12 protein-coding genes and 1 pseudogene are annotated in these 12,582 nt (G+C 72.2%); 7 read left to right on the top strand and 6 right to left on the bottom strand.

What is annotated here, in order from left to right; translation table 11 throughout:
- Nucleotides 1-63: 63 nt before the first annotated feature.
- Nucleotides 64-804: a hypothetical protein gene (locus ACQEV2_RS41660; RefSeq protein WP_433055382.1), complete on the top strand. Its 741-nt coding sequence runs from the start codon at nt 64-66 to the stop codon at nt 802-804.
- 162 nt (nt 805-966) lie between these two features.
- The gene (locus ACQEV2_RS41655; RefSeq protein WP_433055379.1) at nt 967-2,226 is read left to right on the top strand and encodes a GNAT family N-acetyltransferase; all 1,260 of its coding nucleotides are present in this window, start codon (nt 967-969) and stop codon (nt 2,224-2,226) included.
- A gap of 131 nt (nt 2,227-2,357) precedes the next feature.
- Here ACQEV2_RS41655 and ACQEV2_RS41650 read toward each other — a convergent pair whose 3' ends face one another.
- The 5 genes and pseudogenes from ACQEV2_RS41650 to ACQEV2_RS41630 all read right to left on the bottom strand — a co-directional run bounded on the left by ACQEV2_RS41650 (nt 2,358) and on the right by ACQEV2_RS41630 (nt 6,391).
- A complete protein-coding gene (locus tag ACQEV2_RS41650; RefSeq protein ID WP_433055376.1) occupies nt 2,358-3,386 on the bottom strand; it encodes a TniB family NTP-binding protein in 1,029 nt (342 codons plus the stop codon).
- An 80-nt stretch (nt 3,387-3,466) separates the two neighbouring features.
- Nucleotides 3,467-3,730 carry a hypothetical protein gene (locus tag ACQEV2_RS41645; RefSeq protein ID WP_433056130.1) on the bottom strand — a complete coding sequence of 88 codons (264 nt, stop codon included), beginning with the start codon at nt 3,728-3,730 and terminating at the stop codon, nt 3,467-3,469.
- A 149-nt stretch (nt 3,731-3,879) separates the two neighbouring features.
- Nucleotides 3,880-4,122: pseudogene (locus tag ACQEV2_RS41640) on the bottom strand (Mu transposase C-terminal domain-containing protein); the annotation flags it as partial.
- A complete protein-coding gene (locus tag ACQEV2_RS41635) occupies nt 4,074-5,639 on the bottom strand; it encodes a hypothetical protein (RefSeq protein WP_433055373.1) in 1,566 nt (521 codons plus the stop codon). The gene ACQEV2_RS41635 and the pseudogene ACQEV2_RS41640, both read right to left, overlap by 49 nt.
- A gap of 32 nt (nt 5,640-5,671) precedes the next feature.
- Nucleotides 5,672-6,391: a hypothetical protein gene (locus ACQEV2_RS41630; protein WP_433055370.1), complete on the bottom strand. Its 720-nt coding sequence runs from the start codon at nt 6,389-6,391 to the stop codon at nt 5,672-5,674.
- A 428-nt stretch (nt 6,392-6,819) separates the two neighbouring features.
- Between ACQEV2_RS41630 and ACQEV2_RS41625 the strand changes: the two genes are divergently transcribed.
- The gene (locus ACQEV2_RS41625) at nt 6,820-8,985 is read left to right on the top strand and encodes a helix-turn-helix domain-containing protein (RefSeq protein ID WP_433055367.1); all 2,166 of its coding nucleotides are present in this window, start codon (nt 6,820-6,822) and stop codon (nt 8,983-8,985) included.
- A 53-nt stretch (nt 8,986-9,038) separates the two neighbouring features.
- Here ACQEV2_RS41625 and ACQEV2_RS41620 read toward each other — a convergent pair whose 3' ends face one another.
- Nucleotides 9,039-10,091, bottom strand: a complete 1,053-nt coding sequence (locus ACQEV2_RS41620) for a hypothetical protein (protein ID WP_433055364.1) — start codon at nt 10,089-10,091, stop codon at nt 9,039-9,041.
- 103 nt (nt 10,092-10,194) lie between these two features.
- Between ACQEV2_RS41620 and ACQEV2_RS41615 the strand changes: the two genes are divergently transcribed.
- From ACQEV2_RS41615 to ACQEV2_RS41600, 4 genes are all read left to right on the top strand, one after another.
- Nucleotides 10,195-10,566 carry a hypothetical protein gene (locus ACQEV2_RS41615; protein WP_433055361.1) on the top strand — a complete coding sequence of 124 codons (372 nt, stop codon included), beginning with the start codon at nt 10,195-10,197 and terminating at the stop codon, nt 10,564-10,566.
- 16 nt (nt 10,567-10,582) lie between these two features.
- Complete coding sequence (locus tag ACQEV2_RS41610; RefSeq protein ID WP_433055359.1) at nt 10,583-10,960, top strand: hypothetical protein; 378 nt, start codon at nt 10,583-10,585, stop codon at nt 10,958-10,960.
- Between the two features lie 374 nt (nt 10,961-11,334).
- Nucleotides 11,335-11,544, top strand: a complete 210-nt coding sequence (locus tag ACQEV2_RS41605; protein ID WP_433055356.1) for a hypothetical protein — start codon at nt 11,335-11,337, stop codon at nt 11,542-11,544.
- A 100-nt stretch (nt 11,545-11,644) separates the two neighbouring features.
- Entirely contained in the window at nt 11,645-12,250 is a 606-nt protein-coding gene (locus ACQEV2_RS41600) for a helix-turn-helix domain-containing protein (protein WP_433055353.1), read from the top strand.
- Nucleotides 12,251-12,582 lie beyond the last annotated feature (332 nt).

Here is a 12,582-nt window from a genome sequence, read left to right as displayed (position 1 = left end):
GCCCTGGGGGAGCGCCACTGGCCACACGGGCTGGTGATCTCCGCGACGAAGCAGGGGGCATCCATGGGACGTATGAAGAAGAACAAGCCGCGCCACAAGCTGCGCGGACTGCAGGACGCCAGCCAGCGCCGCAGCGCCAAGGCACGCACGGCGCAGATCGCCTGGACCCCGCTGAAGCAGGCGTGCGGCTGCGTGGTCGACTGGGGATGGAGCAGCCAGACCGCCGACCCGATGACGTTCATGCAGTGGTGCCCCAGCCGTCTGGCCGTGGTCTGCCCCTGGCACGCTGATTCCTTGGCCGGGGCATCCGGCACCGATCTGCCCGACGAACTGGTCGTCCAGCCGCACGGCACCAGTGTGCTTCTGCACGCACGCAAGGCCGCCGCCGACCGTTACGAGCTCGGCGGCGAACTCGCCACCCGCCTCGCCCACGTAGTGGAGACCGCCGGCCGGGGGGAGCAGGCACTCCTGGACGACGCACCGGCCGGATTCCGCAGCTGGCTGATCGCCAACACTGCTGATCCAGCCCAGGCCTGGCTCGAGCACGAGCTGTGCGAGATCATCCTCAACCAGGGCCGCTCCGCCTTGCCGCGGGAAGTGCTCGAGCACCTGCCCGAACAGCTCCGGACTTCTTCCCCCGACAGCCCCCAGCCGGAGAGCGCGGCCTGCAACATCTGCTCCTTCTCCGCCGCCGAGGGCGGCATCCTGTGTGCCTGCGGCCACGACTGGTCGTGCCACCCCGGCGAGGCAGGGCAGGGCGAGCCGTGCTCGCACTGCCCCTGCACCAACATGCAGCACGTCTGAGTTCCCGCACCTGCGCCGCGAAGGACCATCCCAGTGAACGTCCCTGTCCTGCCTGCCTCCCGTCCGCCTGCGCCTGACCCCGGCGTATCCCGTGCGGTGTCCGTGTGGGAGCTTCTCCACGAGGCCCTGCACGCGCCTGCCCATCCCTGCCAAGGCGGCACCATGACCTACACCTCCAGCCTGCTGGGCGTTCCGGTGGCCCGCGACAGCCTCCTCGGCCTGGCCGACCTGCTGGCCGCCTCCGGCAGCGAACTGGAAGACACATCCCTGCGTCTGGAAGGCCACGACAAGGAGGGCACCCTACTGGCCGAGACCACACGGCGTGCCCGGCGCTTCCGGCTGGGCCGCGGCTACAGCTCCGGGGTGTACCAGCTGTGCCGGCAGCCCGGCTGCAGCCTCGGACTCGACCAGCACCGCACTCTGTGCGACCCGCATATGAAGGCAGGCGGCGCGCCGGCGGTGAGGGAAGAGACCTGCCTGGTGGCTGCGGGCCTGAAAGTGGACGGTGAACTCGGCCACTTCAGCCGCGACCAGGCCTTGCGCCAGCTGATGGAGGCCGCGCTCGCCGTCGGTATTCCGGCCGCAGAGCATGCACACTATTTCGCCGTGCGGCTCCACCTGCCCGACGCCGACAGCGCGCAGGACTGGGAGTATGACGATCACGAGATCGAGATCAACGAGGACAGGTGGCGCCTGCTGGGCTATGTCGGGGTGCGGCCCATAGAGGAGCCAGCCTTGACCAGCCGCGGCGCCGCCCGCCAGATCGGCCCGCTCGATCCGCTCCAACTTCCCGGCTCTCCGGACCACTTGGTGTTGGACTACAGGTGCACCACGGAGGCTCTGCCGTCCTGGGACCCCGACAACAACATCCAGTACTGGCATGTGGGCGTGCACCACCGCCTGCCGGACGGGGTGGAGACAGAGGACGAACGCGATTTGGGCCAGGTCGGCGAGCTGGTGCTGGCGAAGACCATCTGGAGGCAGGACCCCCAGTTGTTCGGCACCGACGGTGCGCCATTCTGCGTCGGCGTCACTGCGGCCGCCGCCTTCGACGCTGTCGACAACCCGCACAGCCCGATTCACCAGCTGGGTGTCGGCCAAGATGGTGGCCTGCTGCTCCTGCTCAATGTGGAACTGGACCCGGCGTGGCGGGGCTTCGGGCTCGGCGCCATCCTCACTCGCCAGGCCCTTGAGGTCCTCGGCCAGGACTGCCGGGTGGTCGCCACCGATGTCGACGACACAGACTCTCCGGCCAGCCGCCTCGTACAAGCCGCCGGATTCCACCGCGTCGGTCCCAGCCTGATGGTGCTCGACTGGTCCCGTAACGGTCAGGACAAGCAGGCGGCGTTGCTGCGCAGGCTCCATTGTTCGCTCCTGGTCTCCCTCTCCAGCCCGCATCGCAGCGCCGAGCCGCCCTTTTGACCACGCCGCACCAGCCGGGCACCGCGTCCTCGGCGCCCGGCCGGTTCATCCGGGGAAAGAGCAGCCGGGCCCGGCCGGCCCGGCTGCGCCCGCACTGGCGGGCTGCGGCACACGCCGACGTATGCGTTCCATCACCAGGCCTGGAGTGGATCGTCGTCGAAGCGGCCCACCAGCTGGCTGTCCAGCAGTTCCTCGGTGATGGCCTCGGTGCCGGTCTCGATGGCCTCCTGCGCGGCCTGGCACACGAGGTAGGACAGCGGCTTCATGTAGCCGCCGGTACGGCGGTGCAGGTGGGCGGCAAGCTTGAGCAGGTCGCCGGGGCGGTGGTGGTGCAGGCGCAGGTCCTCGTCGAGAGCCTTGACGACCTGGTGGAACAGTTCGTAGTCGTCGGCGCTGTAGGGGATCGGGTTGACCGCCAGGGTGGGGATGCCGCCGGCGCCGCCATCGGGCGGGCCAGGCCGCTTGCCGCGCCGTGCCTCGTTGACGATCTCGCGGGAGCCGACCCCGCCGTAGACGAAGGACACGTTGCATTCGTCGGCGAGGTAGCCGAAGTAGTCGAAGGCCGTCTTCAGTTCGGAGTTGTCCAGCCGGTCGATGCCGTCGACGAGGACCAGGCGGGTGCCGCGGGTCTTCATGACGTGGCAGACGGGACCGGTCATGTCGGTGCTGCGCTGGCTGGTCTCGGGGTCTTTGGTGTGCTTGTGGCCCAGGAACTCGGCGAACGGGACCGACATGTCCAGCCTGCTGCTGGGGGCCAGCGGGGTGTTGATGTGGATGACCGGGATCCGTTTAGGGCCGGCGGGCAGCCGGTCGCGGATGATGCCCTCGTAGGCCCGGCCGATCTGCCGCAGCACCGTGGTCATCCCGGTCTCGCCCGGCCCGTCGACGGCCAGGTGCAGCGGGCCCTCGCTGCGGGGGCCGCCCACCAGCCACAGCCGCCGTGCGACGGCGACCGCCTTCTTCAGCGCCGGTGTCTGCACGATGCGCATGGTGGCGTGGTAGGGGATGCGCGGGTCGTCGAGCCCGAGGGGGTCTTGCGTTTGCGGGCAGGCTGCCGGGTCGGGTGGCTCGATGACGCGGTTGAGCTGGGCCAGCCAGCCCGGGTGGGTCGTCGGCGGCAGGTACCGGTCGGCGGCGTCAGGGGCTTGGGGGAAAGCCATGGTAAGTGTCCTTGGGGACAGTCGGCGGTGGCTGGCGCGGATATCCGCGCCAGCCACCGCTCACGGACGGGGAAAGAGAGCTAGGACTGTTCGGCGGAGGCGGAGCCGTGGCCGCCGCCCGGCTGGGGTGCGCCCGACGGGCTGCCCGGCAGCGCGCACAGCTGGCGCGGGTCGATGTCCATGACGGGCAGGCTGGCCACGCTGTGGTAGGCGGGGGCGGGGATGCCGCGGTAGGGGTCCTGGACCGGCGCCGGCCCGACGTGCATGCCGCGCTCGACGGGGGTCGGCTGCGGCGTGGCGGTGCGGGAGGGGCCGCGGCCGGCGCGCTCCAGCAGGGAGCGCACCAGCCGGGCGATGGCCCACTCGTCGCGGGTGTGGCCGCCCTTCTCCAGGTGGGCCGCGGTGGCCTGGTCCAGACGTGTTCGCTCCAGGCATCGCCGATCAGCCGCTGGTAGACGAAGTCGGCCTCCGCCCAGGTGTTGTTGCGGCGGTCCTCGAGCCAGACCTTCTCCGGCTGGTGGGGGTGATAGCGCACCGGCCACCGCTGCCCCTTGCCCGGCCACCCGGAGCGGGTGTTGCGGTAGCCGTTCAGGGCGCGGCTGTCGTAGGTGCGGTTGTTCAGGCGGATGCCCTTGTCGGTGACCTGCACCCAGGCGGTGGGCAGCAGCCGCAGCCGGTCCTCGGCACTCAGGCGGAGGGGGACGTAGCCGCTGCTGGCGACGTGGGCGGCGAACATCTGGTTGGGGGTGCGCGGCGGCATGGACGGCAGGAACGGGTTGCGTAGTTCGCTGTGCGGGCGCTGCTGCCAGCCCAGGGCGATCCACTGCTGCAGGAAGTCGTTGATCTGGTCGATGCGCCACAGCCGCTCTTTGGCGACGTGCTTGCGCGGTGGGTGAGGTCCTTGCCGGTGTAGCCGGTCAGGAACTGGCTGAAGCCGGTTTTGAAGGAGCCGAAGGTCCGCTCGATGATCGCCTTGTGGGTGGGGGAGTTGGCGCAGGCCGGGCGTACGGAGATGCCGAGCTGCGCGCAGGCGTCCATGAAGGCCCGCCCGGCGAACACTTTCCCGTTGTCCATGACGATCATCTCCGGGATGATCACCGGCCGGGCGGCCGCGCCCTCCATCCGCTCGTCGGCCTCCACCAGCTGCGCGTAGGGCAGATCGGAGCCCTTCGCGGCCGCCTCGAGAGACCAGTGCGGGCGCATCGGCTGCGGGGTGCACATCTCGGCCAGCAGCAGGGCGTCCACGGCCTTGGTGGCCCGCCCGCCGTGACGGCGGGATGTGGAACCGGTCTTGGTGCCGCTGGACTTGGGCCGGATGACCGCAGCCAGGACCGACCGGCTGACCACGTCGATGGCCGCGGTTAACTCCAGCGAGACGACGCGTCCGGTCTCGTCCAGGGCCAGCACGTCCAGCGAGGTCGTGTCGATCTGCACCTGCTCGCCCGGCGTCGTGGCCATGGACAGCGTGAACGGCGGCTCGGGGCGGTGGCTGCCGTCCCCGCGCCGGGCGGCGGCCTGCTTTCCGCAGACGATCCCGAGCCGGTCCAGCAGCCGGTAGAACGTCGCCCGGGAGGGCATCAGCTTCTCCGCCTTCTTCTTGAACTTCCGCACGCATGCCCTCCTGAGCAGCTCAAACAGCCGTGACCTGGTCCCGATGGACTTCTTCTCGTGCCGCTTGTGCACCTTGCGCAGCAGCTTGACGACCTGTTCGTCGACGCGGCCGTGCCGACTGGGGCCGCGCACCCGCCGCTTGTCGACCAGCCCCCACACGCCCTGCTCCAGCCAGGCCAGACGCTTGCGTTCCACTGTGGCCGCCGACACTTGGTGATGCGCGGCGCGCAGCTCGGCGGCCTTGGTCGCATACCGGTCACGCAGGGTGGTGCGCCCGGGGTCGTAGCAGGGGCGCGGTGCAGTGCCCGGGGCGGCGAATCCGGGCAGTCCCGTGTGTACTTCCAGTACATGGTCGAGCCAGAAGTCGACCTCCTGGCGGGCTTGCTTCGACAGCCCTTCCAGCAGGTCCGCGCCGCCGAGGGGCCGGAGCTCGGATGCCGACGGTGGGGCGGGGCCGTCGTCTGTGGTCGGCGAGTGCGGAGCGTCCAGCACGCGGAAGCCGGGGGAGCGGTGCAGCGTGTCCAGCAGCACGACGGCATCCTCGCCGTCGGCGTGCTGGCTGAGCAGGTGGACTTTGCTGCCCTGCAGCGCGGTCACCAGATACGTCTCGCCGCGCCAGTGCACGGCGCTGCTTACCGTCACGGCCCCGGGGCGAGCCGGTGCGGGCACTGCCATCAGCGCACCCCCTGCGGCGACCACACCAGGGAGCGGGCGGGCACGAACGGGGTGCTCCAGTCGATGAGGAGTTCGCGCATCCAGACCAGATGCAACGCCCGGGCCACCGTGGCCAGTTCGGGCAGGGCACTGGCTTTCACTCCGTCGGTGAACGGGCGCGGCCGGGCGAACACCTGGTGCAGGACGCGCGCGGTGTCCGCGTCTGCCAGCCGCGTGTGCCGGTAGCGGGCCAGCCGCTGCCGATTCACGGCCGCGGCCGTGTCATCCGCGCCCGGATGCACCCGCACCTCCCAGCCGGCCTGCTCGCCGGCCGCGTCCAGGAGCCTTGATGTCTCCTCCCAGCCGCCTGCGGCACGCTCCGGTGTCTGGCGCACCAGCAGCCGTGCGCGCCCGTCGGCCAGCCGGGCGAAGAAGTCCGGCACGTACCCTTCTGCGCTGTCCGCCCAGCCCAGCCGTACTGGCCAGCTGGTGAACGACACCACCTGCGGATCGAACTCCAAGGACAGCGCCGCCTCCAGGGCGCCGAGGGTGGCGCAGCCCGCGTGCCGGGCCTGTCCCGCCGGCCGCCACCAGGTGGCGATCGCCTGCCGGCCCCGGTACCGATTTGGTCTCCACACCTCGGCCCGCTCCTCCAGCCGCTCCTGACGGACCTGGCTCACGGGTCTTTTCAGCAGCCGCCCAGCGGGGGACAGGAACTGCGCCCACACCACCTCAGCCACGACACCACCTCTCACGACGGCGAAAGCACGGATATCGCCCGTGTGATCGATCGGGGCGATGCCGATCACCGTGACCGCCCGCTGCGCGCGGGGAAAGCGATCCGGGTCGAACGCCCTCGAACGAGCGAGCGCGCACCGCACGCGCGCGCCGTTCGATCACACGGACGAAGCGGCCGTTGTGCCAGGTGAATCCGTGTCGAGGAGGTGGGAAAGGGGGGCGCAGGACAACACCCGGTGCGCGCCTCACCCGAACGGAGCAGATTTCCGGCCCGCTTCCGCGGCATCCGTGCAGGTCGACAGCCAACGGAACGTTCTTGCGTGTAACGCATGCCTTTGCGGATTCCTGCATGCTGCGCTGCCAAGCGCATCTGCTGTGACCGGCAGTGCCGCATCCGAGACCAAGCACCAGTGGGGGAGCCGACCCAACCGTGGACGGACTGTTCGACTTCGACGCCATCCCAGTACCCGGACCGCCGCCCGGCGGCCTGCCCGTGCCGGCGCAACGGCGCGGACTGCGCCGCCAGTCCGAACTCTCCCTGCACCAGATCGCCGACGCCTGCGGCGTGAGCGAGGACACCGTCCGCGCCTGGGAACAGGGCAGCACCACGCCGCGCGGCGACACCGCGGCCATCTACGGTCATCTGCTGGCTGCCCTGGAGGCCCGGCAGGCAGGCACTGCCGCGCCGGAACCCCCGCCGGCCCAGGCACCCGACTGGGCCGCGCTGGGCGCCCTCCGGCACGAGATCCCCACCCGGGCGGCAGCCCACGCACCGTGCCGCCGCTGCCGGCAGCCCACGCAGCACCGCGTCGGCGGCCACCCCCAGCACCTGGGCACCCGCTGCCCCGCACCCGACACCGACCGGGACCTGCCGGCCCCGCCCGCCTCCCGGACCGCCCCTGCACCCGCGGCCGGCAGCCCTGCACTACCGGCGCAGCGGCCGCCGCTCAAGGCCGGCCCCACGGTGCGGCTGGCCTATCCGCCGGTCAAGGCCAGGGGCATGTCCGACGGTCCCCTGGCCGTCCTCGAGGCCGGCCCGTCGGGGCTGATCGCCCACCTCGCCGACGGCCGCACCCGGACCTGTCCCGCCGACGACCTGCACGGGCTGCTGTGTTGGGCCGTGAACACCCCGCTCGGCGCGGCCCCCGTCCGCCGCGAAGCCCTACCGCCCGGCCCGCTGCTGGTGCTCACATCCACCGCCCGCGCTCGCCTGGCGCTGCCCGCCAACCTGCCCGACCTGCCCGCACGGCATCCGCGCAGCGACCACCCGCTGCTGCAGCAGGCCCGCGCCGTCGGCTGGCAGACCGACGCCGACGGCCTGGGCCCCTGGGCGCGGCTGCACCCCAGCGCCGGTGATCCCGCCTGCGACAGCATCCACCTCGCCGTCACCGACTGGGGCGCCCTGCACCACGACGCCTGGAACCTGCCCGAACGGCTCACCCCCGGCGAACTCGCCGCCGCCCTGGGCCAGTACACCTCGCTCGTGCGCACCCCGCTGGGCCCCCCGGGCGCCTGCGGACACCAGCTCATGCGCGACCTGCGCCCGCCCGCCCACCGCCACACAGCCACCGGCGCCCTGCTGACCCTGGGGGTGGGCGGAGCCCTGACGATGCCGGTCGACCCGGCCCCCTGCGAGGCCCCGCCCGGCCACCAACTGGCTCTCCACCGCTCCGAGCAGGACGCCCTCGCCGACACCGACATCGACTGGTGGCGGCCGCCCACCCCCGACGAAACCGACCGCGCCTATGTGGTGTGCCTGGCGGTGAACCTGTTCCACCTCGCCGGCATCAGAGAGATCCAGGTCGCCGACGGGCCGGCCAAACACGTCCCCCGCCCGCCCTTCGACCGCAAGCGGCCCGGCAGCTGGCTCGTCGATCTCTCCGCCGTTTCCCCGCACCCGATGCTGCCCCCGGCCTTCGCCGGCACCGGCCCAGCCTGGTACACCACTCCGGCCGTCGCCTACGCCGCGCTGCGCGTGGGCGCAGCACAGCTGCCACCGCCCGTCGAGGGCTGGCTGCGCCCCGGCCCGACCACCCCCTACCTGGCCCCCTGGTACGACCACCTGCGCCTAGCCCGCCTCGCCGTCCTGGAACGCCTCGGCATCACCGACACCATGGGCGCCCCCGACCTCCTGGCCGCCCTCGCCGACCTTCCCCGGGCCGACCCCGTGCAGCGGGCCCTGCTGCACGCCCTGCACGCCACCGGCCAGGACGCACTGGCTGCTCTGGCCCAGCCGCCCGCCCGGCCCGACCAGGCCGCGCTGGCCGCCTGGCCCAGTCCGAAGGAGCCCACCTGGCGTCCCGACCTGTATGCCGCAGCCGTCGCCAACGCCCGCACCAACCTCCACCGCAAGCTCGCCCGCACTTCCCGCAGCGGCTACTGGCCCCTCGCGGTCGCCGGCGGCCACATCGTGTACGCCACCCGCACCCCGCACCTGACCGAGATCACCGACACTCCCGGCAGCGACTTCAGGATCGGCATCTCGCCCGGCCACGTCCTTCCCGTCGCGGTGCGACCGCTGCACTGGTACACGGCCCGCTGCGCCGAGGGCGTCAACCCCGCCCAGCTGCTGAAGGACACCTGCCCGTCATGGTGAGTGCCCAGTCCGCCCCCGGCGTCACTTGCCGGCCCCGGGCGGTCTCCTCCTTCTCACTCCGCGGCGGTCACCGGCCGGCCCAGCCGCCAGTCAAGACACGAGGCGTCCTCCAGGGCCCCTCCTTCCGGCAGTCCGTGATGCGGGTCCATCACCGGCAGGTGCCCTGTCCGGTAGCCGGGCGGGGGCGCCGGCTGGGCCAGCCGGTCCACCACCGGTGCGGTGATGCGGTGCTGCAGCGTCCACTGGCGCAGCATCCGGTAGCCGCCGTGCTCCATCGGGCCAGGCATGCCCAGCCGCTCGCCCACGAAGGTGATCCAGCGCTTCGAGACCCAGCCCGGTGCACCGCCTGCGAACTCCCGGCCCCAGTGCCGCTGCCGCTCGTAGACGGCCATGGCCTCGGCGACGATGACGGCCTCCGGGTAGACGACCAGCGGCACCGCCCACCGCTGCCGCCCGGTGCCCAGCACCGCCTCCCGGTCGGCCCAAAGCGTTTCCGAGCCCATCTGGCGGCCCTGCCACCAGGCCGCAGCCACCTGCAGCGCATCGGCCAGCAGCGCCCGCGAGTACGGCCCCACCCGCTGCTGCAGCCGCACCCGACGCCGATGCGCCCGCACCACATCCTCGAGCCCGGCCAAAGAGACTTGGGCGGGGCCGCCGTCGGCAGTGCTGCGCAGCCAACGGCCGTGGCGCACGCACAACTGCCACGGATCGCCGCCGGCCAGCACCACCGGTGTCACGAGGTCGTCGTGCCGGGTCAGGCACGCCGCGCACGGCTCGAGCGGCGTCCACTGCCCGGGCCAGGGCTCCACCCGCACCGACGGGCGGCGGCCGCCACCGGTGGCGGCCGCCAGCGTGGGCAGGGCGCGGCACAGCTCCTGGGGCGTGCGCCAGGCCATCACCGCCAGCCGCGCGGCGGCCTGTTCACCAAGGAACACCTCCTGCGCCCACGGATCCAGCTCCCCAGGCGGCCGGTGTGCTCCCGCCTCCCGCAGCACCTCCTTCACGGGCAGCTCGTTGAGGTGGGCCAGCCGCCGGACGAAGGAAGCCGCCGCCTCACCCGGCACCGGCTCCAACCCCACCAGCTTCGGCACCGCCTCCTGGCCCATGCCCGCCTCCCGCATCCCCGGCCCGGGCCCCCGCCTGGCCCCTTCACCACGGACAACGACCAGAGCCGACCCCGGTAACCCCCGGCAGGAGACCACCCCCACCGTGCCGCTGCTGAACACCTCCGTCGCCCACGCGCTCGACCTCGCCGACGCCCGGCACTGGACCCGACAACCCCCCAAGCGCCCCGCCACGCGCCTGCGCCACCTGCTGAGCCAGACCAGCCCCAGCGTCCTGGCGCCGCGCCTGTTCGCCTATCCCCACGCCCTCACCCGGTGGGCCCAGGGCGAGATCGGCGACCTCACGCCCGCCCAGGCCACCCTCATCGAGCGCGAGATCTACCGCACTTGGCAGCCGGATGTCCGCCGCCGTGCGCATCAGCAGATCCTCGACCACTTCTTCCGCGCCCTGCCCGCCGACCAGCAGCAGGCCGCTGTGACCATCAGCGACCTGCACCTCATCCAGTTCCACTACTGAGTTAAGGAGCCCGCCCATGACCGTCATCTACGCCTTCCAAGACCGCAGCGGACACTGGCATGGCGACCCCGACGCCCCCCTCCTCGACCCCGCCGACGAGCCCGGCCGCGGCATCCTCACCTACCAGCCCGTGCCCGGAACCCCCGACGCAACCAGTCCCTTCGCCGGCCAGCGGCTGACCGTCCTGTACGGCGTCACCGACCTGGAGGCCGGCCCCGTCACCTACCAACTCGACACCGGCGGCAGCTTCCGGGCCACCTGGCACATCCACACCCTCCTTGCCTCCCCGATGGGTACCGCCCCCTGCCCGTACCATCCGACACGCCGCCCACCCCGACTCCGGCGCCCTGCCTGGAGTCCGCCTTCACCGAAGGCGGCCGCCGCTACGTCCTGACCGGCACCCGCTGCGACAACGGACAACTCACCCTGGAACTCACCATCAGCGGCGAGCGGGGAGACATCCAAGGGGAACTCTGCGGCGCTGTCACCACTGACGACCTCGCGCCCCTGGCCCGCCTCCTGGACGCCGCCTCCCGCACCCGCACCACCCCCGCCGCCATCCCGCCGCCCCGCCAGGGCGGCGGGTGGGCACCCGCGGACAGCGCCCGGCTCGCCGCCCGCTTCCGCCAGGAACGCGACTTCACCATCCTCGCCGCGGAGTTCGGCTGTCCCCACGGCGCCATCTACGAAGAACTCACACGCCAGGGACTGATCCGGAAGCCCGGATCCGACCGCACCGCCCCCGCCAGCCGGCCCCTCTCCGACGCCATGCAGCAACGCCGCCAGACCCACCCCAACTCCCACACCCGCTGGAACGACGAAGAGGAGCGGCAGCTGGCCCGGCGCTGCGCCGACGGCGTACTGACCCCCGAACTCAGCGCCGAGTTCGGCCGCAGTGAACAGGCCGTCGACGCCCGGCTGTTGAAGATCGGAGCAGTCGGCCCCGCCGCGGACCAAGCCCGCCTCAACGCCCTCTGACACTATTGCAAGCCTGATCAGATATCTGAGCAGGCTTGCAATAGTGGGTGTGGTGCCGCTAGCGTCCTGCTGCGGCACCACACACCACCGGGAGGCAGACATGGCCGTGCTGTTGACCACGGGGCAGGCCGCCGCCGAACTGGACTGCGCCATCACCACCCTGCGCCGCCTCATCCGCGCCGATGTCCTGCCCGGCCTCTCCCGCCGCGGCGTCCGCGTCATGATCCCTCTCGACGTCGTCCAGGCCCTCCAGCAGCGCCCGCATGCCCCGCTGCACCACCTCAACGCCCGGGAGATCGCCGTCCTGCGCGTCGACGCGGCACGCCGCGTCGACGAAAACGACCGCACCTGGATCGGCTACGCCCCCCACCTCGGTGCCGGCCCCCTCCTCAAGAGCCTGCACGGCTGGTGGCGCTGCGACCCCGCCAGCATCGCCGCCGCAGGCCTGCTGCCCGTCACCCTGTCCGGCTACGTCGTCGCCGTCCTGACCGGCCTGGACACCTGGCAGCGCAACGACCAGGGCCGCTACGCCTTCCCCGACGCCCGCCTGGCCGGCTACATCACCGACCTCGCCGCCCCCACGATGGAACTGACCTCCGCCCGACACGACGACCGCGCCCTGGCCACCCTGCTGCTCGGCACCCGCCTGGACTCCCACTCCGGCGGTGCGATCGCCTACATCACCCCCGACACCACCGCCAGCTGACCAAGCCGCCCACGAGGAACCACGATGGATGCACAGACCTACACCGATGGCCTCACTGAGCTGCGCACGCTGCGCGACGACATCAAAAAGACCGCGGCCGCCCTGGCCCGCCTGGAAGCACAAAGGGACAAGACCGTCACCGCCCTGGCCGCCCACGGCAAGGCCAAGGCCGAGCGGATCGCGCCCGCGGCCGGGCTCAGCATCGCCGACGTCGTCGCCCTGGCCCCCAACTCGCCCCCCAAGACCTGGACCTGGACACCACCGCCCCCGCCCCGGGTGACGCCGAACCGGCACAGCCGGCCGTCCAACCGGCCGCCTCCGCACCGGATGCG

The sequence above is a fragment of the Streptomyces sp. CA-251387 genome (genome assembly GCF_050936625.1).
In the GTDB taxonomy this organism is placed as follows: domain Bacteria; phylum Actinomycetota; class Actinomycetes; order Streptomycetales; family Streptomycetaceae; genus Streptomyces.
The sequence above is the reverse complement of the archived record's forward strand: the minus strand, read 5'-3'. Positions and strand labels throughout refer to the sequence as shown.

Excerpts from the sequence above, each read along its gene's own strand:
- ACQEV2_RS41655 (WP_433055379.1), top strand. The coding sequence starts at position 967 with ATGACCTACACCTCCAGCCTGCTGGGCGTTCCGGTGGCCCGCGACAGC.
- ACQEV2_RS41605 (WP_433055356.1), top strand. The coding sequence starts at position 11,335 with ATGCAGCAACGCCGCCAGACCCACCCCAACTCCCACACCCGCTGGAAC.
- ACQEV2_RS41620 (WP_433055364.1), bottom strand. The coding sequence starts at position 10,091 with ATGGGCCAGGAGGCGGTGCCGAAGCTGGTGGGGTTGGAGCCGGTGCCG.
- ACQEV2_RS41660 (WP_433055382.1), top strand. The coding sequence starts at position 64 with ATGGGACGTATGAAGAAGAACAAGCCGCGCCACAAGCTGCGCGGACTG.
- ACQEV2_RS41600 (WP_433055353.1), top strand. The coding sequence starts at position 11,645 with ATGGCCGTGCTGTTGACCACGGGGCAGGCCGCCGCCGAACTGGACTGC.
- ACQEV2_RS41610 (WP_433055359.1), top strand. The coding sequence starts at position 10,583 with ATGACCGTCATCTACGCCTTCCAAGACCGCAGCGGACACTGGCATGGC.
- ACQEV2_RS41650 (WP_433055376.1), bottom strand. The coding sequence starts at position 3,386 with ATGGCTTTCCCCCAAGCCCCTGACGCCGCCGACCGGTACCTGCCGCCG.